Origin of the sequence: Sporosarcina luteola, assembly GCF_023715585.1 — a bacterium.
Taxonomy (GTDB): Bacteria; Bacillota; Bacilli; order Bacillales_A; family Planococcaceae; genus Sporosarcina; species Sporosarcina luteola_D.
In genome coordinates this window covers 1,812,330-1,837,544 of record NZ_JAMBOK010000001.1, presented here as the reverse complement: position 1 = coordinate 1,837,544, position 25,215 = coordinate 1,812,330, and the positions used below count along the sequence as shown (strand labels likewise).

The 25,215-nt window shown below is 44.9% G+C and carries 20 protein-coding genes, 1 tRNA gene and 1 pseudogene; 14 read left to right on the top strand and 8 right to left on the bottom strand.

What is annotated here, in order from left to right:
* Positions 1–111: 111 nt before the first annotated feature.
* The gene (locus M3193_RS08980) at positions 112–1,761 is read right to left on the bottom strand and encodes a sensor domain-containing protein (protein WP_251626609.1); all 1,650 of its coding nucleotides are present in this window, start codon (positions 1,759–1,761) and stop codon (positions 112–114) included.
* 132 nt (positions 1,762–1,893) lie between these two features.
* On the opposite strand from M3193_RS08980, the gene M3193_RS08975 reads away from it, so the two are divergent.
* The 3 genes from M3193_RS08975 (at position 1,894) to M3193_RS08965 (ending at position 6,539) form a co-directional block, all read left to right on the top strand.
* Positions 1,894–2,817: a DMT family transporter gene (locus M3193_RS08975; protein WP_251626605.1), complete on the top strand. Its 924-nt coding sequence runs from the start codon at positions 1,894–1,896 to the stop codon at positions 2,815–2,817.
* A 169-nt stretch (positions 2,818–2,986) separates the two neighbouring features.
* The gene (locus tag M3193_RS08970; protein WP_251626603.1) at positions 2,987–4,729 is read left to right on the top strand and encodes an ABC transporter ATP-binding protein; all 1,743 of its coding nucleotides are present in this window, start codon (positions 2,987–2,989) and stop codon (positions 4,727–4,729) included.
* The gene (locus tag M3193_RS08965; protein ID WP_251626600.1) at positions 4,710–6,539 is read left to right on the top strand and encodes an ABC transporter ATP-binding protein; all 1,830 of its coding nucleotides are present in this window, start codon (positions 4,710–4,712) and stop codon (positions 6,537–6,539) included. The genes M3193_RS08970 and M3193_RS08965 overlap by 20 nt, the downstream gene beginning before the upstream one ends.
* A gap of 55 nt (positions 6,540–6,594) precedes the next feature.
* Here the strand turns inward: M3193_RS08965 and M3193_RS08960 are convergent, their stop codons facing one another.
* The gene (locus M3193_RS08960; RefSeq protein WP_251626597.1) at positions 6,595–7,065 is read right to left on the bottom strand and encodes a YusW family protein; all 471 of its coding nucleotides are present in this window, start codon (positions 7,063–7,065) and stop codon (positions 6,595–6,597) included.
* A gap of 525 nt (positions 7,066–7,590) precedes the next feature.
* Complete coding sequence (locus M3193_RS08955) at positions 7,591–8,610, bottom strand: DUF2804 domain-containing protein (RefSeq protein ID WP_353056377.1); 1,020 nt, start codon at positions 8,608–8,610, stop codon at positions 7,591–7,593.
* 67 nt (positions 8,611–8,677) lie between these two features.
* Between M3193_RS08955 and M3193_RS08950 the strand changes: the two genes are divergently transcribed.
* The 5 genes and pseudogenes from M3193_RS08950 (at position 8,678) to M3193_RS08935 (ending at position 13,666) form a co-directional block, all read left to right on the top strand.
* Positions 8,678–8,750, top strand: a tRNA-Ala gene (locus M3193_RS08950).
* Positions 8,751–9,451: 701 nt separating this feature from the next.
* Positions 9,452–10,630, top strand: coding sequence for a helix-turn-helix domain-containing protein (locus M3193_RS08945; RefSeq protein WP_251626594.1), 1,179 nt, complete (start codon positions 9,452–9,454; stop codon positions 10,628–10,630).
* 552 nt (positions 10,631–11,182) lie between these two features.
* Positions 11,183–11,746, top strand: coding sequence for a hypothetical protein (locus tag M3193_RS08940; RefSeq protein ID WP_251626591.1), 564 nt, complete (start codon positions 11,183–11,185; stop codon positions 11,744–11,746).
* A gap of 476 nt (positions 11,747–12,222) precedes the next feature.
* On the top strand, positions 12,223–12,348 hold the full coding sequence (locus M3193_RS16715; RefSeq protein ID WP_285851867.1) for a hypothetical protein: 126 nt from the start codon (positions 12,223–12,225) through the stop codon (positions 12,346–12,348).
* A gap of 535 nt (positions 12,349–12,883) precedes the next feature.
* Positions 12,884–13,666: pseudogene (locus tag M3193_RS08935) on the top strand (alpha/beta fold hydrolase).
* A 93-nt stretch (positions 13,667–13,759) separates the two neighbouring features.
* On the opposite strand, the gene M3193_RS08930 reads toward M3193_RS08935, so the two are convergent.
* Together M3193_RS08930 and M3193_RS08925 are read right to left on the bottom strand one after the other, a co-directional pair.
* Complete coding sequence (locus M3193_RS08930) at positions 13,760–14,725, bottom strand: c-type cytochrome (protein WP_251626589.1); 966 nt, start codon at positions 14,723–14,725, stop codon at positions 13,760–13,762.
* A gap of 249 nt (positions 14,726–14,974) precedes the next feature.
* Positions 14,975–16,045: a type I restriction endonuclease gene (locus M3193_RS08925; protein WP_435372037.1), complete on the bottom strand. Its 1,071-nt coding sequence runs from the start codon at positions 16,043–16,045 to the stop codon at positions 14,975–14,977.
* Between the two features lie 285 nt (positions 16,046–16,330).
* Here M3193_RS08925 and M3193_RS08920 point away from each other — a divergent pair, with 285 nt between their 5' ends.
* A complete protein-coding gene (locus M3193_RS08920) occupies positions 16,331–16,816 on the top strand; it encodes an amidase domain-containing protein (protein ID WP_251626585.1) in 486 nt (161 codons plus the stop codon).
* A 113-nt stretch (positions 16,817–16,929) separates the two neighbouring features.
* The gene (locus M3193_RS08915; protein WP_251627260.1) at positions 16,930–17,898 is read left to right on the top strand and encodes an NAD(P)-dependent alcohol dehydrogenase; all 969 of its coding nucleotides are present in this window, start codon (positions 16,930–16,932) and stop codon (positions 17,896–17,898) included.
* A 59-nt stretch (positions 17,899–17,957) separates the two neighbouring features.
* Here the strand turns inward: M3193_RS08915 and M3193_RS08910 are convergent, their stop codons facing one another.
* Positions 17,958–18,803 (bottom strand): DegV family protein, encoded by an 846-nt coding sequence (locus M3193_RS08910; protein WP_251626583.1) that lies wholly within the window; start codon positions 18,801–18,803, stop codon positions 17,958–17,960.
* A gap of 182 nt (positions 18,804–18,985) precedes the next feature.
* On the opposite strand from M3193_RS08910, the gene M3193_RS08905 reads away from it, so the two are divergent.
* On the top strand, positions 18,986–19,579 hold the full coding sequence (locus tag M3193_RS08905; RefSeq protein ID WP_251626581.1) for a nitroreductase family protein: 594 nt from the start codon (positions 18,986–18,988) through the stop codon (positions 19,577–19,579).
* A gap of 188 nt (positions 19,580–19,767) precedes the next feature.
* Here the strand turns inward: M3193_RS08905 and M3193_RS08900 are convergent, their stop codons facing one another.
* Both M3193_RS08900 and M3193_RS08895 read right to left on the bottom strand, forming a co-directional pair.
* The gene (locus M3193_RS08900) at positions 19,768–20,061 is read right to left on the bottom strand and encodes a hypothetical protein (RefSeq protein WP_251626579.1); all 294 of its coding nucleotides are present in this window, start codon (positions 20,059–20,061) and stop codon (positions 19,768–19,770) included.
* A 1-nt stretch (position 20,062) separates the two neighbouring features.
* Entirely contained in the window at positions 20,063–21,460 is a 1,398-nt protein-coding gene (locus M3193_RS08895) for a dipeptidase (RefSeq protein ID WP_251626576.1), read from the bottom strand.
* Between the two features lie 165 nt (positions 21,461–21,625).
* On the opposite strand from M3193_RS08895, the gene M3193_RS08890 reads away from it, so the two are divergent.
* From M3193_RS08890 to M3193_RS08880, 3 genes are all read left to right on the top strand, one after another.
* Complete coding sequence (locus M3193_RS08890; RefSeq protein WP_251626573.1) at positions 21,626–22,873, top strand: hemolysin family protein; 1,248 nt, start codon at positions 21,626–21,628, stop codon at positions 22,871–22,873.
* Positions 22,874–23,016: 143 nt separating this feature from the next.
* On the top strand, positions 23,017–23,562 hold the full coding sequence (locus M3193_RS08885) for an RNA polymerase sigma factor (protein ID WP_251626558.1): 546 nt from the start codon (positions 23,017–23,019) through the stop codon (positions 23,560–23,562).
* Positions 23,563–23,664: 102 nt separating this feature from the next.
* The gene (locus tag M3193_RS08880; protein WP_251626554.1) at positions 23,665–25,119 is read left to right on the top strand and encodes a phospholipase D family protein; all 1,455 of its coding nucleotides are present in this window, start codon (positions 23,665–23,667) and stop codon (positions 25,117–25,119) included.
* Positions 25,120–25,215 lie beyond the last annotated feature (96 nt).

Sequence of the window (25,215 nt, the reverse complement as noted above, 5' to 3'; positions counted from 1 at the left end):
GGGCTCCTTTTTTTCATCAAGGGCTTAATTAATCATACAAGGGCTTAATTATTTGATTAAACGCTCAATTATTCGCACAAAAACGGAGCCGCACCCCAGCGGCTCCGTTCCTTATGAAAGCTCAGACCATTTTACAGGACCTCCGATATGATATCCCTGTACCGCATTGACGCCCATTTCCTTCAATGCTTCGAACTGCTCCTCAGTTTCTACGCCTTCTGCAATAACATACAAGCCCATCGATTTGCTGAATTGGATCATCCCTTCGACGAGCTGACGAGTTTTAGGCATCGTCAACAGGGAATTGATGAACACTTTGTCGATTTTCACTTTGGAAATCGGCAACTGCTGCATATATCGGAAAGAGGCATATCCCGTTCCGAAATCATCAAGAGTGAAGCGGATGCCCGTCTCTTCAAACGCTTTCATTTGTTGGATGATTGCGTGTTCTTGCTCAGCTTGGAAAGCGAATTTCTCCGTAATCTCGAGCTCAAGCTTATCCGCCGGACACTTCGTCTTCTCCAGAATGCCTGTCAGCTTTTCCTTCATTTGTGAAGAGTCGCCGAACTCCCGCACGGATGAATTGACTGAAATACGGATATCCGGACGATCGGCCATCAACTTCACTGCGAGCGATGCAGCTTCCTCAAGAACGTAGGCCCCAATGGCATGAATCAAACCGTTCTCCTCAGCGATCGGTATGAGTTCATCCGGTTGGATATGACCGATTTCAGGGTCATTCCAGCGGACAAGCGCTTCGTACACGAGAACCTTGCCTGTCGCAATATCCAATTGCGGCTGATAGACGACCTGCAAGCTGTTGTGGTCAAGCGCTGTTAGCATCTTCTTGTCGATGAGGGAGCGGCGGTTCAACTCCTTATGAGACTCCGCGGATAAGGAGGAAATGCGTCCGCCGCCTTGCTCGGTAATGGCCTTTGTTGCTGCCAATGCCGCTTTGTACAGATGTGAATAGGAGGACTGATCCTCCGGAAAGCGCACAATTCCGCCGCTTACCGATAACGGCAATGAGTGGTTTTTAACATAGATCGGCTGCTCCTTCAAGAACTCCAGGAATCCTTGGACGAACCAATCCCCGAAGGATGTTAAAACGACAAATTGGCTTATACCGACCCTTGCGATTGGATCTCCTTGGAAAAACCGTTTCAGCCGGTTTGTGAATTCTTGGATTAAAACCGATTCCGAATCATACGACTGAAGATCTTTCAGTGTATAATAGTGATCGATTGCTATGTAGACGAACGAAAAGTGCCGGTCCTCTTCAATATATTCATTGACCAACGTCTCCAATTTATGCCGGCTCATCAAACCCGTTTCAAAGTCGATGAAGGCGATTTGCTGGAGTTTCTCCTTCAGCTCTACCTCTTCTGTTATATCGAGTTCCAAAAACGTGCATGACGTAAGTGTTTCCTCGTCGTCAAGGACGGGAACTGCCATCATTTGCACGTAATAGGGTTCGCCGTGCCGCGTAAGCTTTTCGACTCTGCCGAACCAGGGTTTCCCGTTCGTCACCCGGTTCCAGATTGCATGTGCCTGCGCTTGGCTATGTTCATCTTCGGAAAACATTTGCCAAAAGGACTTTCCGAGAATTCTTTTTGGTGTCCAATTGCTTGAAGCTAGGAAGTTATGATTCGTATAAGTGATCAAGCCTTCACCATCCGTACGGGTCACCATTAAGAACTCTACGAGACTGTCCATGACAAGCGGCAGCTCTGTTCTAGTCGCTAGGTTTGCCGATTTCATCTTTTTGTCCCCTTTCGGATGTTGTATCTATTTTATTATATAGGAAGTTCAGTGAATTTACAGTACATCTTTTATGGTGGATTGGGCGAATCTATGATGTTACTAAACAACTATAAAAGGCGGTGGAATGGTATGGAAAGAGCAAAAGGAATTATCATGATTATCATCGGGGCTATGCTTTGGGGTGCGACGGGGCCGATGATGGAATGGATTCTGAACACAGGAAAAATGTCCGTCTCCTTCATGCTAATCGTACGTCTGGTGCTTGCAGGGTTGGGACTCCTTCTAGTTTTGAAAATGAAAGGCGTGCAAATTACACGCCCTCTTCGCCATAAAGTATGGCTGCGGCAAATGGCTATTTTCGGCATTGTCGGAATGCTCGGCGTTCAGTTTACATTTGCGGGCTCCATAAACACGAGCAATGCGGTCGTTGCGACGCTATTTCAATTCCTGGCACCGATCTATATCATCCTTTTCGTTTCAATCAGGCAAAAGGAGCGCCCGCCAGCATCCCAAGTGGTAGGAATGGCGGTCACAATGGCAGGTCTATTCTTGCTTCTGACGAATGGGACGCTCACCGACTTCGCGTTAACGAGGGTGGGGCTCTTCTTCGGCCTCGCTGTCGGATTCACATTCGCATTTTACACACTTTATCCAGTTCGGCTCATGAATGAATGGGGTGTCCTCCTCTCCGTAGGGTGGGGGATGCTCATCGGAGGACTCACGCTTCTTCTTTTAAATGCCTTGAGGTTCGGCAAGGAAATCGGCTCGCTTGCCGACGTGAAGCTGTCTGCGATGCTGTTGCTCATAATCATCGTCGGAACGGTTGCATTCCTTCTATTCCTTGGCAGCATGAAATACATATCGCCGGTAGAAACGAGCATCCTCTCGAGCTTTGAACCGTTGACGGCAATGATTATATCCGTCCTCTGGTTTGGCAGTGTATTAGGCATATGGCAAATGGTCGGAGGCGCAATTATGCTCCTCGGCGTTACGGGGCTCTCGGTGGCGGGAAGCAAAGTAAAAACAGAAGAAGGAATACTGCCGGAATCCTGAAAGGGGTTCCGGTTCTTTGGATTAATTGCATGCGGACCTGCCGACAGTTGCAGATGTCTGAACTTCCGGATTAATCAATATATGCCCTATACAGAAATCCCTGCCTGTGTCATAATGGTGACAATAAAAATAATTCGTATTACGAAAGAGTTTTTGGGGGGCCGGTAAGATGAAAACAGTTTTCTCTTTTGCAAAGCCGTATAAATGGCCGATAATCATTGCCTTGTTCCTCATGCTGACGGAACTATCGGTAGAGCTTATCCAGCCATTGTTAATAGCGAAAATCATCGATGACGGCATATTGGCGGAAGACGTCAGCGTCATTTGGACATGGGGGAGCGTCATGATGGGTCTGGCGTTCGTTGCCTTCTTATCCGGTGCAATCAATTCCTTCTTCGCAGCCCACGCCGCTCAAAGCTTTGCGTTCGACTTGCGCCAAGCGCTATTCCGCCAAGTGCAGTCATTTTCCATGGCGACCTTTCTGCGGTTCCCGACAGCTGGATTGATCACGCGCATGACGAGCGACGTAACGATGGTGCAAAACGTCCTGTTCATGTCCCTGCGGATCATGATGCGCGCACCTTTACTCGTGGCGGGAAGTCTTATCATGGCATTTCTCGTCAATATGAAACTCGCACTCTACCTCGTCATCGGTGCGCCGGTCCTGCTCATTTTCCTGTTCGTTATGGCGCGGAAAGGGGTCAGCTACTTTTCAACGGTGCAACGCAGGCTCGACCGGGTGAATCGCGTCATCCAGGAAAACTTGCAGGCGGTCCGTCTCATCAAAGCCTATTTACGCGGCATGTACGAAGCGAGCCGATTTTCGCAAGTGGCAGGAGCGCTAAGAAAAGACACCGTCAAAGCGATGCGGATGATGGAGCTCATTTTGCCTGTCCTTCTGTTCATCATGAACGTCAGCTTGATGGCTGTCCTCTGGTTCGGTGCAATCGAAATCGGTGATGGGAACGCACAAGTCGGGGAGCTTGTCGCAATTGTCAACTATGCAATGCGGATGACGGGCGCATTTTCAATGTTTGCATTCATCATCAGTGCACTATCCCGTGCGAAGGCATCTTCCGAACGGATGGAGGAAGTGCTGCTTGCGGACGAGGATCTTGAAGAGAATACGATGGAAAGTTCCAGTATCGCCAGCCTGGAGGGGGATCTCCGTTTTGAAAATGTCTCCTTTCATTATCAAGGAAAGCCGGCACCTATTTTGGATAACGTGTCTTTCCATGTGGCGCCTGGGGAGAAGCTCGCCATCATGGGAGCGACCGGGTCGGGGAAATCGACGCTTCTCAATCTCATTCCCCGCATGTTCGAAGCGACCGAAGGGAAGATCTACGTCGGCGGAATTGAAGTGAAAGAGTGGGCGCTGAAGGATCTCCGAGACACAATCGGACTTGTTCCGCAGCAATCGATCTTGTTCACGGGATCCATCCTCGAAAACCTTTCATGGGGAGACAGCGATGCGGAGCCTGATGAACTGATCGAGGCGGCGATGAAAGCGCAGATCCACGAATCGATCGATTTATTCCCTCAGAAGTACGGAACGCGGGTCGGACAAAAAGGGGTCAACCTGTCAGGCGGGCAAAAGCAAAGGCTTTCGATCGCCCGGGCACTTGTCCGGAAGCCTTCCATCCTCATCCTCGATGACAGTACGAGCGCATTGGACGTTAAAACCGAAAATGCGTTGTGGGAAGCGTTGAAGGGGGAAGCGGCGACGATGCTTGTCGTCACGCAAAAAGTGCAGACGGCTAGAGGTGCGGACCAGATCCTATTATTAGATGAAGGAAAGGTCGTCGGATATGGCACCCACGCCGATCTCATGGAGCAGTCGGCATTATACCGGAAAATAGCCGAATCCCAATCGGAAGAGGAGGTGGGCGCAGATGTTGCGAACAATTCGTAAACCGTTCGGATATGAACCGATCATCAAGAAAGAGGACATAAAAGGTCCTGGACGAAAGAAAGTGGAGCGCGCGAGTGACTGGAAATCGGTGTTACTTCGAATCTGGAAGCTCGTCGATGAACAGCGGGGGCTGCTCATCCTTGTGCTTGCCCTCGTGCTCGTCAGTTCTGCCCTCGCGCTAATCGGTCCATTCCTGATTGGGAAAATCATCGATGTGCATATCATCCCGATAGAATTCGCCGGCTTGGGCGGAAAAATCGGCATGCTGATTGCGATTTACGCGGGTTTATCCCTTGCTCTCTATTTCCAAAGCTTCTGGATGGTCGGCATTGCACAGCAGACGATCTTTAGGCTGCGGACGAGTCTGTTTTCCCATCTGCAAAAGCTGCCCGTCACGTTTTTTGACAAGCGGCAGCATGGCGAGTTGATGAGCCGTGTGACGAATGACATTGAAAACGTCAGCCAGACGCTGAATTCATCGTTCATCCAAGTATTCTCAAGCATTCTGACATTGTCAGGGACGCTTGCGGTGATGTTGTACCTCAGCCCGATTTTGACATTGCTGACAATGATCATCGTCCCTGTCATGTTCATCGCGATTCGGTGGATCACCCGCCGGACGGGATTGCTGTTCAAAGAGCAGCAGCAAGCGGTCGGACAATTGAACGGGATGATCGAGGAAACGATTTCAGGACAGCGGATCATCAAGGCATTTTCGCAGGAAAAGCGCGTTATGGAAGAATTTGCGGAAAAGAGTGATCGGCTGCGCCGGACGGGATTCTGGGCGCTGACGTATTCAGGGTTCATTCCCAAAGTGATGAATATGCTCAACAATGCGGCATTCGCCATCGTGGCGGGCGTCGGGGGGCTGCTTGCACTGAAGGGGGACGGAATCGTCACAATTGGTACGATCGTCATCTTTTCCGAGTACGCACGCCAATTCACAAGGCCGCTCAATGATCTATCCAACCAGTTCAACACCGTCCTCTCGGCAATTGCGGGAGCGGAACGCGTCTTCAAAATCATGGATGAGCCGATCGAGCAGGACGACACAACGCAGCATGCGGACACAATCCTTGCAGGGGACGTCGAATTCAGGAATGTATCATTCGGCTATGCAGTCGACACGGACGGCTACACGGTCGAAGACATTTCCTTCCACGTCAAACCTGGCGAGACGGCGGCTTTCGTCGGAGCAACTGGGGCAGGGAAGACGACGATCATGCAGCTTCTTGCCCGGTTCTATGAGGCGAATGAAGGGCAGATCCTCATTGACGGGATTCCCATCCAGGAACTGCCGCGCGAAACATTGCGTAGCCAGACGGCATTCGTTTTGCAGGATCCGTTTTTATTCGAAGCGACCGTCATGGAAAACATCCGGTACGGCAAGCTTGACGCCACTGACGAAGAAGTGATCGCGGCTGCAAAAGAGGCGAACGCGCACAGCTTCATAACAAGGCTCGAAAACGGGTACGACACGATCCTGACAGCGGATGGCGGCGAAATCTCCCAAGGGCAGAAGCAACTGCTCTCCATCGCAAGGGCGCTCGTCGCAGACCCCGTCTTGCTTCTGCTCGACGAGGCGACAAGCAGCATCGACACCGTCACCGAACTTGCAATCCAGGAAGCGCTCGATCGGCTCATGGAAGGAAGAACAAGCTTCGTCATCGCCCACAGGCTGAACACGGTCCGCAAAGCCGACACCGTCTACGTCATGGGGCAAGGGAAGCTCATCGAATCCGGCAGCCAAGAGGAATTGATTGAAAAACAAGGGGTTTACTATACGATGTTGAAGGACTCGAAAATCTGAACAAAAAAACAGGCGGGGGAACATCACATTCCCTCGCCTGTTTATCGTTTCATAATCATTTTCTATCTTCAATATCCATCTTCGTGCCGTCATCAAAGTCGATTTCCAAATCGAACTTCGTATAGGTGTCCAGACCAAACCACTCCATAATGTTCTGCTTAATATCTTGTTCCGATAAACTCTTTTTCGACGCGAACTTCACGAAAAGCGGATCCAGTTTATTGAAAGCTTCCTGATCCTTCAAATTCAAGCCCGCCAACTTATTCACATACTTGGCTCTATGATTTTTCGCTACTTCATATTCCACATCAATGACTTCTTTCCCCTCGACTTCAATCTCCAAATCGAACTTATTGAAGCCATACCCGTCACCCGTATTCATCGTGCCGCCTTCTTTTTCATTCTCATAGATCAGCGTCGCATCTTCCCGCTTCGGATTATCCGCATTCTTGCTCGCATTCCCGCACGCGCCCAACACAAGCACAGCAGCTAAAAACAGCATGATGACCTTCACATTGTTCCTCATGATCGCAAACCTCCTGTTGTAGTCTTCCGTTCAGTAATTTCCTTCATTCCGCAAAATTAAACACAAAGGCCGTTTCGGAGGAATCGCGACATGGGGCTGGGTGGAAAGGGGAGTTGTCCGCGTGAATCTATTAAAATCCATTGGAATTGTGGGTAAGTGGTGATCACCTCCTGCCAAGCGGTGATAAAGTCTGTCTATGTGGTGATAAACATGGAGTGATCGGTGATAACTAGCGAGCGGACAAGCGGTGATAAATTGCTGTTGACCGGTGATAACCTATTTTATGGCGTCGGGGAACGGGGAAATTTAACTGAGTCGGTGGTAAACTCGTACGAATCGGTGATAAAGTGTCGAGAGTCGGTGGTAAACACTCCCGAGTCGGTGATAAAGTGTCGAGAATCGGTGATAACCTCTCCCGAGTCGGTGATAAAGTGCCGAGAATCGGTGATAACCCTTGTCGAGTCGGTCGGTGACAACCACTTTTGCGCATAAAAAACAACCGGCGCTATCGCCGGTTGTTCCAGTCTACCATTTCGCGCGGTGGTCTTCCGCGCAGCCGAGCATTTGCCGGATTCTGAGCGTCGAACCGTCGTGCAGTTTGACGCGGCCATTGAAATAGCCGACAAGTTGGTTGACGTTCGTTTGTACAAGCTGTGCATTCGTCTTGGAAACCCGTTCGTAAAACGGAGAGAAAGTCAAATTTACATCGTCGGAAAACTTTGTCCCGATATGCCATGGATGCATGTAATTGTCCTTGTCATACGAAAAGATGACATCCTCATGCAGTTTCGTCATGACGCCATCCACGAACACCGCATTTTCCGTCATGCCCGTACCGTCAGTCCATTTACCGCCAAAGTTTAGTCCGATCCGTCGTCCTCCTGAACGCTGGGAAGCCAGCGCCCAATTCCACTCCGCTTCGCGCGGCCAGACACCGCGTCCATAATCGAGCACTGCAAAGCTATAATCGGGATTGAAATCATACCGTTTCTCCCCGATCTTCACGAACCCCGCAGTTGGCAATGTATGATGCTTCGCTGTGAATTGGAAACGATCCCGGCTGCGGGGGATGACAACGTTCAATGAATCGTCCTCTTCCGGGTGTGTTATATGCAGATCGGCATGCAGTACTTCATTATCAAAATCCGGAATTGTCACTGATAGATGGGTTTCTCCTTGCATATGCACGAGCTGAACGGAAATCCGCTCATTGACGAACTTCACACTTCCGAGTACGTCTTCAGGCATCTTCACCTTCCGGCCGAAAGGAAGCACAACCTGCTTCTCATAGAAGCGCTGCGTCTCGTAATCGAGCATATAGACGAAGCAGACAGCTGCATAATCCAAATGGCTGATCGCCGCTGAAAATAGAAGGTCCTCACCGAACACACACCAATAATTCCATTTCTTCTTCCGCATAAAATGGCCACTTAAATTGCTTATAATGAACGGACGGCGGGCAAATCCGATCGCCTCGGGATTCAGCATCCCTTTCTGATCGCACAGAAACACCGTATCCTTCAGTTCCTTTTCAGCATGTTGCAAGGAGATCTCCCCCGATCTATTGTCTTTTTTCTATGACATGTTATAATCTATATTGTAGCAGATTTACGGGGCATTAGCTCAGCTGGGAGAGTGTCACGCTGGCAGTGTGAAGGTCACCGGTTCGAACCCGGTATGCTCCATCAATAAAATACTGACTGAACCCTTGGTATATTAGGGTTCTTTTTTTCTTTTTAAGGAATTATTCATTGGATTGAAAGTGATGTTGAAAAGTGACTGATGATGTAAATTTGTTGTAACTTTATGATCGGCAAGCCGACTGGTAATGTCTGGTATTACGTTGCAAGTTTGTATCCGAAAAAACTATTTGCAAAAAGTAAAGGAGCCTAATTTCAATATAATTTTTCGTCATACTCAAACATTCCTTCCTTGAGATGCCAACTGTCATGGATATTTTCTTCTTTAGGCAAAGAGAAATAAAAACGGTGAAGCGATTGGATATCTTCCTAGGCTTGCCGTTTTTCTTTTACTCGCTTATTATGTTTTTATTTGAAGAAGATAAAACGATCTTTTTCCATCGATAATAATATTCTTCAAGTTGATTATAGATTTGTGGGAATATTAATTTGTGAGCTAATTCAATAGTGTTAGAAATAATAATTGCTTTTCAAGATTTGTGCAACACAGTTTAGCGTAAGCTTTCTGGGTTGCATTTTTATATAACAAAGTATTTGAGTTCGATTTGCGCTTAAGCTTCAAACAAGATTTTGAAATCTACCAACTTACCCTTTTATAATAGTCTCAGGAATTTCATCGAATTCCCTTCTGTTCTGTTTATTTCAATGGTAATATATTGTTAAATTTCTCTGAAGAGGTGAGAATTATGAATGTTGGCCTCGTAATTAAATTTGAGCGAACTAGACAAAATATAAAACTAGAAACATTAGCCAAAGATATATGTTCCACCTCACATTTAAGTAGAATTGAGAATGGAAAGAGCGAACCCAGTGATGAGATTGTGGCTCTGTTGTTGGAGCGCTTAGGGATATCGATATCAGGCGGAGAGCAGGAGCAGTTAGGGATCGAGAGTTTTGAGGAACGTTTTGAACATATTATTAATTTGCGAGATCGGGAAGGGGCTGAAAAGTTCATTTTTGAACTTTTAGAGCTTATTGCAAAAGGGCGGTTTAACTTTCGAACGCGAATTGATTTGGAATTAATGGTATTGCGCTTACAGTTAGTCATGTCGTGTCTGGCTAACGATGTTTTGCTGGAACTATCGCCGTATTTTGAGATGAAGCATGGATTAGAGCCTGTACAGTTGTTCCGAATTTTTCAAATAGAAGGAATGGCTTCCTATTCAAATGGCGATTTGAAAAGATGTATGGTTGCATTTGATAAAGCTATAAAACAAATGGAACACATATCCCTTTCTCCGTTTGAAGAGGCTGATTTTGCCTATGTAAGCTCTGTCGCTTTGATGGCGGATGGTCAAAAATTTGAAGCGCTTGAAAAGGCAAAGCAAGCATTTCCATACTTTCAAAAGATTATGGCGGGACGGAGAGTTGCGGAATGTCATATAATTTCAGGTATCTCTTACAAAAATATTGGACAGCTTTCAAAAGCGCTCCAAGTGTTTAAACTTGCTGAACAAATTTGCCTTCAATTCGGTTTACACACATTTTCAGGTATGCTAAATCAAAATATTGGAGATGTTTACTCAACAATGGGAGAGTCGGAAAGCGCGATATCGTATTTCGAGAAAGCAGTCGATCAAAAGGAAAAGCCTAGTGATTTGATGTATTCTATTTTTTCGCTAGTGAAGGAAAATGAAAGGCTAGAGAATTGGGATACTGTTGCACACTGGGTAAATAAAGGTACATGTCTTTTGACGGAATTATCTGATGTCAAGAAGGAATACTATGCAACCCATTTTAATGTCTATCAAGCTTTATGTTTAAACGATAAAAGAATAGAAGAGGTGCTTATTGCCGCTGTACGTACCTTCAGAAAAATAGGGCACGACAAATCTTGGAAGGATTATGCGAGAAGGCTTGCGTAGCTATATACAGGGACTGGAAGGTATAAAAAGGCTGTCAGCTATTACAAGATGATTGTCGAGGACAAGGGTTGAGTTGAAAAATGGATGTGGGCAGTCCTAATTGTTTTGCTTTTTTCAGTCAGCAGATTTCAATAACAAATTGGTGAAATGGATGAAGAACTCCCAGCAATTAAGCAAGAAAATGAATTTAAAATGTAAATAGTGCCTTTTTGCACAAAAAGTAGTTTAAAACATGCTATTAATAGCATGTTTTTCTTTATGTTTGTGCAAAAAAAAGAAGTAGACAACACATGGAAATACATGTAATAATTGAATTGTAAGAATTATCGGCCGATGTTCTTCAATATAGGTTTCATTTTGGGGATATGTTCATTAATTAAAATATTAATCATGTGAGGATCCCCAATAAAGAACATTTACCAGTCAGGTGTAGCTGATTAAGAAATTTTTAATTAGCACTCTTGTTGGTAACCATCTAAGTTTTCGGTTTCTGCATTTCAAACTATGTCTTAGTTTGAGGATTACTTCGTTATTACGGAAGGATTTATTCATGTGTTGACTAATGTATATGAAGAAGATGGGAATAGAACTGTTGGAATATATACTTTAGATACTGAAAATCTCCTATTGAAGAATTTTACTGAACTTGAGGACCTAACATATGGTTTTTATCTTGAAAATAATAATGGCGAATTAGTTATATACGGAAATTCAAATGAGGATGAGAAAGATCTTACAGTATATTCAATTGATTTAAATACAGGAAAAAAGACTTTGCGAGTTAAATCGGAAAATAAGGCGATGTGGGTAAGTAAAGTATTAAATATAGACAAGCAAAAAATAATCTTAAATAACTTTTCCATTATTACAATGAGTGATAATTTCGAAAATTTGAAGGTAGCATATGCTAATAACAGGACTCTTATTGATTTTGAATATGATGTAGTTAATAAAGAATTTTATTTACTCTCTGGAGATCCTGAAGAAAACACTTTTGAAGTTGTAATATTAGATGAAAGTTTCTTGGAATTAAAGAAATATAAGCTGGAATTTGAAGATACTATACCAAAGGATATTTTGTTAAACTATGAAGCTAATACAAAAGGAGAGAAGTAAAATGAAAAACAGAAGAATTATAATACTTTTGTGTGTGTATTTGACTGCTTTTCTAGTTAATTTAATTCCTTCTATAAAGTATCCTGACACAAATTTGAGTATTATTAATATAATTGCTTCGTCTTTATTAATAATGACTTTGGTGGCTTTCGTCAAAAAGGGAACAACTAATAGTATAAGGGAAATCTTAAGGTATTTTTTTATAATAGGATTTATTTCAGGTTTAATAATCTTTATTATAAAAATCTTTGAGGACACATTAATTCAAAACACAATATTGGATGTTATTTCATCAATCCAGTACCCAATCTATTTGCTGTTTTATACACCCTTTTTCGGAATCAATTACGTTATTAATACAGAATACAATTATTTTGTATTAATTATATCTCTATTTTATATCTTGGCTTTCTTATTTGTAAGCCGCTTACAAAATAACTGCAATAATTTATTCTTGAAGGAAAGGACGAGATGAGTTGAAAAGATGGATATGGGCAGCGCTTATCGTTATGCTTTTTTCAGTCAGCAGTTTTGATTATCACGTTGGTAAAGCGGATGAAGAACTCCCAGGAATGACGGAAGAACATGAAAAAGAAGTGTAAATAGTGTCTTGGATGCAGATTAGTTCCATACACATCTTATTTAATGATAGAGGAAAGTGTAAGTAGCACAGACTAACTTTGAGATGTTGTTTTTGATTGATGCAAAAACATTCCCCTTAAAGAAGCTAAAACGAAAGATGGTATTCAACTTGATTCATTGCTTAAAACGACAATCATCTATGCTGATGACAATGCAACAGATGCGAATGGTGCGTCAATCGTTATTCGTGCAGCATACGGATCGGTTCATTGGTGATACCGAAACAAGCATTGAGAGCAGGGTAAGTTGAATTTGAAAATTGTTAACGAATCTTGATATAACAACATCTACAATTTATCACGATAAAGTGACTGCTTTACTGGCAGTGTGAAGGTCACCGGTTCGAACCCGGTATGCTCCATCAATAGGAACCTTGTCAAATTAACATTTGGCAGGGTTTCTTTTTTTACTCAGCTCCGCTCGGCAAATTAGCACATGTGACTATAGAGATGAATATCTTATAGGCGAAACCATTATAACCACGGAGGAATTGCTATCGGATATTTTGTCACTGTAGAGTCAGGAGTAAATTTATACGTCGAAGATCTTAACCCGGAAGGCAGCAAGACCATTGTATTTATACATGGGTGGCCGTTGAGTCATAAACAGTTTGAATATCAGTTTGATGTCCTTCCGAAGATGGGGTATCGATGTATCGGCATTGACTGGAGGGGCTTTGGGAATTCGGATAAACCTTTGGATGGCTATAATATAGATAGATTGGCGGATGATATCCGTGCTGTTGTCGCTGCACTTCAATTAGAAAACTTTGCGCTTGTAGGTCACTCGACGGGCGGTGCTATTGCGATTCGGTATATGACTAGATATAACGGTTACGGCGTATCCTGACTAGTGCTTGTCGACGCGGCGGCTCCCACAGGTTTTACAGCAGAAACAGCTGATCGATACCTTGCACAAACGTTAAATGACCGACCTAAAATGATGCAGGATGTCATTGATGGTTTTTTCTTTCAGTATATAACCGCTCGATTCTCGGATTGGTTCTTTCAAATGGGAATGCAAGCTGCAGGATGGTCGACTGCCGCAATTATTGTCTTATTAAGAGAGTTGAATTTGTATGACGATCTACCAAAAATTGTCGCCCCTACGTTAATTATACACGGCGTCCATGACAAAGTTATTCCATTTTCACAAGCTAAGGAAATGAATCAATTAATCCCAAATTCGCAGCTAATGCCGTTCAAATATAGTGGGCATGGCGCTTTCAGGGAAGAGCGTGAAAAGTTCAACAGGCTGTTGGCGCAATTTATTCATTAAGAATATTGAGGCCATCCCAAGTCCGGGAATGCTACTGATTCTCCAATGTTATAATCGCCCTCAACCGTATATTGAGGGCGATTTTCATTCCTGCTATTTATCTTTCCCAAGCACTTTTTCCCAATCAATCGTCCCGTCCTTGACTTGATCGCGAAGCTCCTTCGTCATGACATCCGTTGGGCGATTTCCTTTCGGCCAGTCTTTGTCATGGCCTTTCCATTCAGGTCGATCTTGGGAAAGGATAAATGCTGCGAGGTCGGCGGCTTCTTGGTCCGTCAATGAATTCGGCTGGCCGAGCGGCATATTGTTTTTGATGAATCCAGCATTTTTGGACATGCGCGCCATCCCGGCACCGTCGTTAAAGGAGCCATCTCCCCAAAGCGCCGGCCCTGTATTTGGTCCGGTGCCTGATCCGTCTGAAGCGTGGCAGGCGACACATGATTGTTGGAACACTCTTTCGCCATTCTCCACGTCAGGAATAGGGACGTCTTTCATATCGTTTTTGCCAAGCCATTTAAGCTCTGCCCCCATTGGTATTCCTTCAGAAATATACGTTAAATAAGCGACCATCGCATTCAAGTCCTCATCGTCTTCTTCAAATGGTTGGCCATTCATGCTGCGCACCATGCATCCGTTAATGCGATCTTCAAGAGTAAGGACTTTGTCAGCCCTTTCATTATATTGTGGATAAACTGCCGCAACGCCTACAAGAGATGAAGTGTCTTGATCGAGTCCGTCTCCTGCGTGGCAGCTTGTACATGATAATTGATTCACAAGATTTTCCCCATCCTCAACTGAGGAAGCTTTTTCGCGAATCGCATTGGATGTATCATTTATGAGCTCGCGACCTCTTAAAATTGCATCTCCCATTGGTCCTTCAGGTACATCGTCGATGGAAGGCGGATTATACGCAATCTCTCCGCTCTTCTCTTCTGTTGCAGCTGGCGATCCCTCCTGCATGAGGGATTTGTCCGTCTTTAGCTGGTTCGCCAATAAAACGATGACTCCTAGGGATAAAAGAAATAAGAATCCGATGGTTAGGGTAGTTGATCTTTTCATTTGCCTCCCTCTCTTTCTCTAACTGTATTACTCTACTACCCTGTGAATATTTTCATAAACGGGTGAAGGGCGAGTGAAAACACTAACTGTCATAACAACTATTGTTGACTAGATAACGATACTCGATGAATACAGCCAATTTCTACTCAGACTTACGTCGCGCCAGAATTGTACGTTCGTATATACAACGAAAAAAAGCCCATCAAGGGCGTAATCATGTAATTCTAGTACAATTTAGATTTAGTACTGCTATTTAAACAAGCTAGCAGTAGTAATAATTTTATCTTGATACATTAACAGGTCTATAGGTTGGCTAAATTCTATCAAAGTTCTTTCTTTATCATTCGGGGCATCGTTAAGGATAATATAGTTTCTATTCCTATCAAAAAATACCCTCATAACCCATTTGCGAATATTATTATCAATTAAGATATTGAAGTAACTTCTGTTATCCCTATAAAAAACCCTCTCAAGTTCAATGGAATCTTTAAGTGCCACCTTAACAATTGCATAGCATTCTAATTCTTCATTGGTAGTAATAATTCCATCGTTCTCAAAGACCTCTTCAATCGGCTCCTCAATGGTTACCTTATTATCGCTAGTCGATTTTAAAGCTGCATTCAATTTGTCGTTAACCTGCTCATTTACTATTTGCTTTATCCCGCGTTTAACAATAGGCGTGAATTTTTCGATTGCCGCCTTTGTTTTGACACCTTCATATATTTCTCCGACCAAGTATCTTACGAAATCTTCGGAAGGATTTTCGAATTGTTCCACCAGATAGCTTTTTAATGCATTAAGATATTTTAATTCAGAAGCATTGCTAGTGATTTTGTCTACATCGAATGCTTCTTTTCTGAATTTGGAAATTTCAGCAATGTGCACATCTCTTAGTTCGTTGATTTTGAATGAAAAGAATGGTGAACTATCCATTTTGTTTGGTTCCTCTAAATCAGTAAAGAATTTATACTCAATCCCATTTGTTAAAATACTGAACTTTGCTGTGGTTGTACCAAAATATCGAAATAATTGCGAGTCGTGTTTTGTTAGATGTTGGTTTATGCTTTTACATTCAATTAAAATAACAGGGTATCCTTCGTGAAGTATAGCGTAATCAACTTTTTCACCTTTTTTAATACCGACATCCGCCGTAAATTCAGGTGTGAATTCTAGCGGGTTAAATATGTCATAACCCAAGATTTGAAAAAATGGCATTACGATAGCTGTTTTTGTAGCTTCCTCCGTTTCAATAGACGCTTTTAATGTTTCGACCCTCTTTGCCAAGGATCTTAATTGTTCGACAAATTTCTCCAATGAAATCCCCCTCTGGATTTGATAAGTGTTGACTCCTTATAAAGCCTATATTCGACAATGGTTTCAAAATACCTACCAATAATAGAAAGAAAAATTGAACAACTCATTAGTTCGGTAGTTATAGGGGGAAAATTCACGATAAATCTATAAAAAAGTACATCAAAACTTACACGGAAATACATTAACAGATAGAAATCCTTCGAAGCATAGATTTATCGAAGAAATCTTGCTCGTTCGGAATGGCACCTTACCCGTATTCATACGATGAGAATACGGGGGTGTTCATGAAAAATGTATAACCGGGAGGCGGCGGTCCGGTACGCGGATGAATGGTGGGATAAAAGGAATCCTGCATATCCTTCATTTGATGTCGACTGTACGAGTTTCATTTCGCAATGTTTGCGCGCGGGCGGTGCACCGATGTACGGTTATCCGAACCGTGCACGGGGCTGGTGGATGCAAGGGGGCACGTGGAGCTTCAGTTGGTCGGTTGCGCATTCGATGCGATGGTATTTGGCAGGCTCCAAGAAGGGATTGACTGCGCGACAAGTTTCTTCGCCTGAAGAGCTCGATCTAGGCGATCTCATTTGCTATGACTTCCAAGGGGACGGGCGATTCGATCATACGACGATCGTCACGGCGAAGGACGGTAACATGCCTCTTGTCAATGCCCATACGTATGATGCATATCATCGGACGTGGGATTATAAAGACTCTTATGCATGGCGGGAAAATGCTAAGTATGTATTTTTTAAGGTCAATGATAATTTTTCCTGAACAGAAAATATACCAAAACTAGCACCCGAAACAACATCATGGCAATAGCTATTGTCCTATTGCGATTTCGGGTGCTTTTTCAATTGTAATTTTATCTTAAAGGAGGCGTTTTTATAAAAGCAGTAGTTTGTGACAAATATGGTTCACCCGATGTACTTGAATTACAAGAGATAAAAAAGCCTTTACCAACAGAAAATCAAGTGTTGGTTAAGGTTCATGCAGCTTCCTTGAATTTTGGCAACTTGGTTCTTTTGAAAGGAAAACCACTCTTAGCCCGTTTCGCCTTCGGACTAACGAAACCAAAATATTCTATTCCAGGAGGCGACATAGCTGGGACAATTGAAGCTGTAGGTAAAGATGTTAAGCAATTTCATATTGGTGATGAAGTATTCGGCGACCTCTCTCGTTGTGGATGGGGCGGTTTTGCTGAATATGTAACTGTCCCCGAAAGTGCTTTAGCCATAAAGCCAACAAATATCTCCTTCGAGGAAGCTGCTGCGACTCCGATGGCAGGGGTAACTGCCTTACAGGGATTGCGTAATAAAGGTAAGATCAAGTCGGGAGATAAAGTATTAATTTATGGGGCATCCGGTGGCATCGGCACTTTCGCGGTGCAAATTGCCAAATCATTAGGGGCTGAAGTGACAGGGGTATGTAGTACAAGAAATGTAGAAATCTTGCGTTCAATAGGTGCCGATCATATCATTGATTATTCAAAAGAGGATTTCACCCAAGTTGAGGATTGTTACGATTTGATTCTTGGTGTGAACGGGTCTAATTCGATTTCAGCTTTTAAACGGCTGCTAAAACCAAATGGGATTTTTGTTCACGTAGGAGGTTCAGAGGCCCAACTATATCAAACTCTATTTCTTGGACCTTTCATTTCGATGACTGGACACAAGAAAATAAGCAGCCTATTACAGAGAGCAAACCAAGAAGATTTAAATTATGTAAAAGAGCTACTTGAAACTGGCCAAGTGAAACCAATAATTGATAAAAGGTATAAAATTAGTGAAATAATCGACGCTTTCAACTATTTTCAGGAAGGTCACGCTCAAGGTAAAGTGGTAATTACTGTATAACGTTTTACTCTTATATAAAAAAAGCTTGAGATAGAAAGGTATCTCAAGCTTTTGCAAATTCATTCATACCATAATACAGCAAGTGTACCTTCGCCAGCGTGCACGGCAAGTGTGGAGCTGATATCGCCGATTTCCACGCTGAGACCCGGCACTTGGCTGAGCATCATCGCTTTTAATTGCTCGGCCTGTTCCGGTACATTGCCTTGCATCAAATAGACTTTTCCAGTGCCTTTCGGATGGCCTTCCGCAACTTTATCGACTAAGTACTGCAGCGCTTTTTTTTCGGAACGGACTTTATCGATCGCTTCCAATCTTCCATCAGACGTAATTTGGATAATCGGCTTCACTTTCAACAAGCTGCCGAGGAAGAATTGGACGCCGCTCATTCGGCCGCCTTTGTACAACTGTTCCAATTGACCGATGTAAATGAAATTCTTCAATGTCGACGTCATTTTTTCGAGCTGTTCTTTTATCTCCGTTACGGATGCTCCTTCATTTTGCAATTCCATCCCTTTCTCAATCAACCCGGTGATCCCGTATGACAAAGAGAGGGAATCGATGAAGGTGATAGGAAAGCCCGCGATATCAGCTCCGGCCATGGAAGAGGAGAGAGTGCCGCTCAACTTGGCGGACACATGGATGGCGATTGCTTGCTCGTAGTTTTCCGCGATTTTTTTGAACTGCTCGGCAAATTCACCGGCTGACGGTTGGGATGTTTTTGGGAACTCTGTCGCGTTTTTAATATTTTCGTATAATTGCGCTGGCGTCAGATCAACACCATCTACATATTGCTTTTCCCCAAAATGTATATTTAACGGAATCGAATAGAAATCAGGGTGATTTTTCAGTTCATCCGTAATATAGGCAGTGCTGTCTGTTATCCATGCTATCGGCTTTTTCGTCATTTGGCAGTCATCCTTTTCTAAAAATTCGCTTCTTTAATTACTATACTACAGAAAGCAATTCTACGGAATGAAAATTTGAGTAGAATAAATTTGAAGATCGCTGAAACTGAGGAGGATTTCCCTAATCGCTTGCTTATCGTGTATAATGGTCGTCAGTATGATACAAAGGGGAGTTCATAGTTATGAATGAACAGGCACTTTCGGTAAGAGAAGCAATCATTAACCGGCGCTCGGTTAAAAACTTTAATGGGCAGCCGGTCGATCTTGAAAATATAATGTCCGTCTTGGAAGATGCTAGATGGGCACCTAACCATGGGCTACGCAATCCATGGCGCTTCATCGTTGCGGCCAACCAGGAATACGTAAAGTTCCAGGATGTCCTAAAGGAATATGGCGTTCCTAAGTGGAAAGAGTTGTCTGAAGAGGACTTGGAGAAGCAAATGAAGAAATTCCGTGCTCCCGGCGCTGTCGTTTTCGTCGTCGTGAAAGAGGATGTACGTCAGAAGGAGCGGATGGAAGATTTTGCAGCGGCCAGCGCATTAATTCAGAATGCAATGCTTCTAGCGTGGGATCAGGGAATCGGGACATGCTGGAAAACACCGCCTTTCATCGACAATCCGAAATTCCGCGAAGAGCTAGGCGTGAAGCCGGGCGAGCGAATTATCAGCATGCTGCAATTCGGTTATTACGACGATATTCCAAAAAACCGCGTACGTACGCCGCTTGAAGACATCGTTACGTTTTATGGCAAGGAAGACGAACAGGTAGAGGAATAAGAAAAGAGCTGTCCAGAAAGTCGACCAATGACTTTCTGAGACAGCTCGTTTTTTTGTAATAAAGGAGTGCAACGCTCAATCGCGCTCAAGGCAAGCCGCTTTGCGCTCAAAATTCTGCTTTAGCGCTCAATACAAGCCGCTCCGCGCTCAAGTATTGGCTTTCTCGCTCAAGACAAGCCGCTCCGCGCTCAAGATTCCGCTTCCGCGCCCAAAGCAAGCCGCCCCGCGCTCAAAGTCGCCGCTTCCACGCCCAAAGTAAGCCGCCCCGCGCTCAAAGTCGCCGCTTTCGCGCCCAAAGTAAGCCGCCCCGCGCCCAAAGTAGCCGCTTCTGCGCCCAAAGCAAGCTGCCCCGCGCCCAAAGTAGCCGCATCCGCGCCCAAAGCAAGCCGCCCCGCGCCCAAAGTAGCCGCTTCCACGCCCAAAGCAAGCTGCCCTGCGCCCAAAGTAGCCGCTTTCGCGCCCAAAGCAAGCCGCTCCGTCAACTCACTTCTTCAGCTCTTCCTTCGAAAACCGTGCTAGCTCATAATAATAATCCCCGATGACGCGCAAGCCTTTATCGAAGTTCTCCAAGTGGAAATGCTCGTTAGGGGCATGGAAATTCTCGCTAGACAGACCGAAGCCCATAAGGACAACTGGCAAATTCAAAATTTCATCGAACGCCGCCACGATCGGAATCGATCCTCCCATACGCGTAAAAGCGGTCGGTACTTCATATACTTTTTCATATGATTTACCTGCAGCTTGGATGGCTGGATGATCGAAAGGCGTGATGAAAGGCTTTCCTTTATCGAACTCGCTCACCGTCACTGTTACGCCGGCGGGTTTATGCTTTTCGATATGAGCCCTCAGTTTCTTCACGATGTCCTCCGGATCTTGATCCGGAACGAGACGGCATGAGATTTTTGCGCCTGCCTCCGAAGGCAATACCGTTTTGATGCCTTCTCCCGAGAAACCGCCGAAGACGCCGTTCACTTCCAAAGTAGGACGTGTCCACGTCCGTTCCAAATACGAATAGCCTTTTTCGCCGAACAGCTCGCCGACGCCGATTTCCTGCTTCAATGCATCCTCGTCGAAGTTGAGCGCTTCATAAGCAGCGCGCTCTTCATCCGCTAACGGACGCACATCTTCGTAAAATCCGTCGATAGCGATTGTCCCTTCCTTATCATGGAATGACGCCAGGATTTCCGAAATCGCGTGAATCGGATTTTGCACACCGCCTCCGTAGATGCCTGAATGCAAATCGCCTTTCGCGCCTTTGACATCGATCTGGACGCCCGCAAGCCCACGCAGTCCATAACAGATCGCCGGCTTTCCGGGCCCGTACATGCCCGTGTCGGAAATGACGATAATATCGGCGGCCAATTTCTCTTTATTCTCCTCGATGTATTTCTCGAGGTTCGGACTGCCGATTTCTTCTTCACCTTCAATGATGAACTTGATGTTCACCGGCAAACTTCCGTTTTCATTCATAAGCGCCTCAACGGCTTTAATATGCATGAACACTTGGCCTTTGTCATCACTTGCCCCGCGTGCATACAATTTATTGTCGCGTACTTCAGGGTCAAACGGGCCGCTTTCCCAAAGATTCAACGGGTCGACAGGCTGGACGTCGTAGTGCCCGTAAAACAGGATTGTCGGTTTTCCTTCTGCATGAAGCCAGTCCCCGTAGACGACAGGATGGCCTTCCGTCGGGTCGATCGAAATATTTTCCAAGCCTGCTTTTTGGAATGAATCCTCCAGCCATTCAGCCGCTTTCTGCATATCAGACTTGTGCTCGGACAACGCGCTGATGCTCGGTATACGGAGGAAATCTTTCAATTGCTCCAAATGCTCTTCGCGTTTGGATGTGAAGTACGTGTCGATTTTTTCCAGCTGACTCAAAATGAACCCCTCATTTCAAAATTATTTCGTGAATGAAAGTATTATATCATGTTGGTAGGATTCAAGTTATTCAAAAGGACGTATTTGCTATGAGTATGTTATGATATGTAAAAGTTACTAAGTGAACGAACTGTTGAAGTACAGAAACTCCGGGAGGAATCACTTTTGTTTATAGCACTAGGGTTCTTTTTACTAATGTCGTTCTTCCTTTCAGGGAGTGAGACGGCCCTTACTGCGGTCAACCGCATGAAAGTCCAGCTTCGCGCCGAGCAAGGCGATCCGAAATCCATTAAGCTGCGAAACTTGATTTCAAAGCCGGACCGGATGATCACGGCCATCCTCATTGGAAACAACGTAGCAAATATTATGATGCCGACAATCGTCACGATGATTGCGATTGATAGAGGATTGAAAGTCGGACTTATGACAGGAATTTTAACGATCGTGCTCATCGTATTCGGGGAAGTGCTGCCGAAGACAATTGCAGCGACGTTTGCCGATCGGATTGCCTATGTCGTAGCGCCGACGATTTCGATATTCGTCGTCCTGTTGACGCCATTGACGGTTCTCCTCTCTTTATTTACAAACATCTTCATCCGCATCATTTCGAAAGGTGCCGTAACGGAAGCGACGCTGACGAAGGAAGAGCTCCGTTCCATGGTTGACATCGCCTCGACGGAAGGGACATTCGAACAGGAGGAATCGCTCCGGTTGAAAGGCGTCCTCGATTTTCCCGAAAAAGACGTCTCTGATGTTCTGGAAACACACCGTACCGATGTTATCGGGCTGCCGATCGAATCCACGTATGAAGAAGTGCGAGATACGATACTTGAATACTTCTATACACGTTATCCGATTTATGAGGAAAGCATCGACAAGGTCGTTGGGATTTTCTATTCGAAGACATTGATCGAATGGTCGATGCATCCGGACAAGAAGCTTGCCGATTTGATGGATGAAGAGCCTTTATTCGTAGTCCAGACAGCAAGCGTCGAAAAAGTGTTCAAACTCATGCTTGCAAGGAAAAAACATATGGCCATCGTGCTTGATGAATACGGCGGAACGCTTGGCATCGTTACACAAGAGGATATTATCGAAGAGATGATCGGGCAGGATATCGAGGATGAAACCGACTTTGATGAAGAAGTGCTCGTCTATGAAAAGAACGAGGACCTGCTCATCTGTCATGGGCGCCTTGAAATTGTCGACGCCATCGACTTGCTCGACGTTGAATTGCCGACCGACCACGAAACAATCGGTGGATTCGTCATGCAAGAGCTCGGCCATGTACCTGAAGAAGGGGAACGTTTTACATACGAAAACCTGTACTTCGAAATTGAGGAAATGGATCGCAGCCGAATCGTCAAGATGAAGATCACAAAACGGTATGATCAAGAAACTGAACAAGAATGACAACGCCCCGCAGAAAATTGCGGGGTGTTCTTTTATGAGTGGAACTTACAAATTTGTAAGTTTAGTGAAAGACAAGTCGATAGTTTGTAATGGAAGATTGATTGATAATGAGGACAACAGGTACAAAACGGAGGAGTTATTGCATGAAAATCGACTTGACAGAGCTATACGATGAATATGGCCGATACATATATCATTTATGTTTGAAATTGACCCGCAATAAAGAGGAAGCTGAAGACCTCATGCAGGACGTTTGGGTCAAAGTTGTCCGCTACAGCGGGAAGATGGACAGTGTAGACCGCATGAAAGCTTGGCTGACGACAATCTGCATGAATACATTCCGCGATCGTTATCGCAAGGATGTCAGAAGAAGCAAACACGTTATGAACCAACCTGAAACATTGGACGTTCCGATACTCGATTTGGTTCCCAGTGACAATCCAACGCCTAGCGAATTGATTGAGCAGAACGACATCCAGCTCATGGTGCAGCAGAAAATTGGCGAATTGGACGGCATTTACCGGACAACGATCGAATACTTCTACGTCTACCAATATTCGTTGATTGAAATCGCGGAGTTGATGAAAGTATCGATCGGCACAGTGAAATCCCGCTTGTTCCGCGCGAAGAAATACTTGAAGGAATTAATGATGGACGACACAACAGTGAGGGAATACGTCACTGCCTGATCGGATCAGAATGAAATGCCTCTCTCGATAGGGGCATTTTTTTGTTTGCATCCAGCAAGTTAGGGGAACTTGTAACGGCAACTAGAATACGGGGTTGATTGAATGGAAAAAATAAAAAAATGGGTGAGTCCGAAATGGATCATCCTTATGGCCATCCTATTATTCACATTCCTATATGTAGGTGTGATTGTTTGGCATACATATAAACCGCTTCCGGACAATCTGAACTACAAGGGCGACATCCATTGGACAGACGATGTCGAGATGTTTACCGATCTGACGTATGCCCAAAACAAAAAAGGCGATGGGATGGTGCATGAGCTCTCCATCTTTGATGAAGTCTACAAAATGATTGACGAGGCAGAGGAGTTCATCGTCCTTGATTTCTTCCTCATGGACCATTACACGGATGAAAAGATCGACTTCCCAAAAATCGCAGAAACGCTGACGGGGAAATTGATTCAAAAGAAAAAAGAGAATCCGCAAATGCCGATCATCTTTATTACCGACCCCCTTAACACGGGTTATGGCTCTTATGAATCGAAATGGTTCAGCCAAATGGAGGACGCCGGCATTGAAGTCGTCTACACCGATCTCGATGAACTGCGGGACTCGACGCCTATCTATTCGGGTCTCTACCGGACCATTTTCCGCTTTGTGAATTTCGAGAAGGAAGGTTGGATCGCCAATGCGATGGCGAGCAATGCGCCGAAAATGACGCTGCGGTCGTATTTGATCCTCTTGAATGTGAAAGCGAACCATCGGAAGACGGTCGTGACGGACAAGTCGGCGATCGTAACGTCGGGCAATCCGCATGACGCGAGCGGCTTTCATGGCAATGTCGCCTTGAAAGTGAAAGGCGCCGGCATTTTGAACGATATTTTAGAAGCGGAAGAAGCGGTCGTCCGCTATACAAATGGCGGTTCCTTGCCGCGTGTGGAGGCTAGGGAGGAGCCTGGCGGCGATTATGCAGTCCAATATTTGACGGAAAAGAGGATCCACGATGCGCTTCTCGGCGATATTGCCGCAACCAGAGAAGGGGATACGATCAGGATGGGCATGTTTTTCATTGCAATGCCCGATATCGTGCAAGCGATTGTCGATGCGTCGAATCGCGGCGTCCATGTCCAGATGATTTTGGATCCGAATGAGAACTCGTTCGGCAATGAGAAGTCGGGTCTCCCGAATCGACCGGTTGTCCAAAAGATGATGGACGAGACGGATGGGAAGCTCGATGTACGGTGGTACAATACGGTCGTCGGACAATACCATACGAAACTCGTCGTCGTTCAGACGAAGGAGGAAACGTATATTACGAACGGCTCTGCGAATTTGACGGATCGGACGCTGGACAATTATAACTTAGAGGCGAATCTGAGGGTCATCGCGCTGAATGACAGCGAGCTGTCCAAAGATATCGATGATTATTTCGACCGCCTCTGGAACAATGAAGACGCCCTCTACACACTCGATTTCGAGGAATACCAAGATGATTTTACATTCTTCCAGCGGGGCATCTACCGCCTTCAGGAACTATTGAAACTGACAACCTACTAAACGCCCGAAAAGGCTGTCCACGAACAGGGATCCCGTTCGTCGACAGCCTTTTTCTTATTCGGCTAGGCTCCGGGCGCTCGCAGCTCGGGATTATGA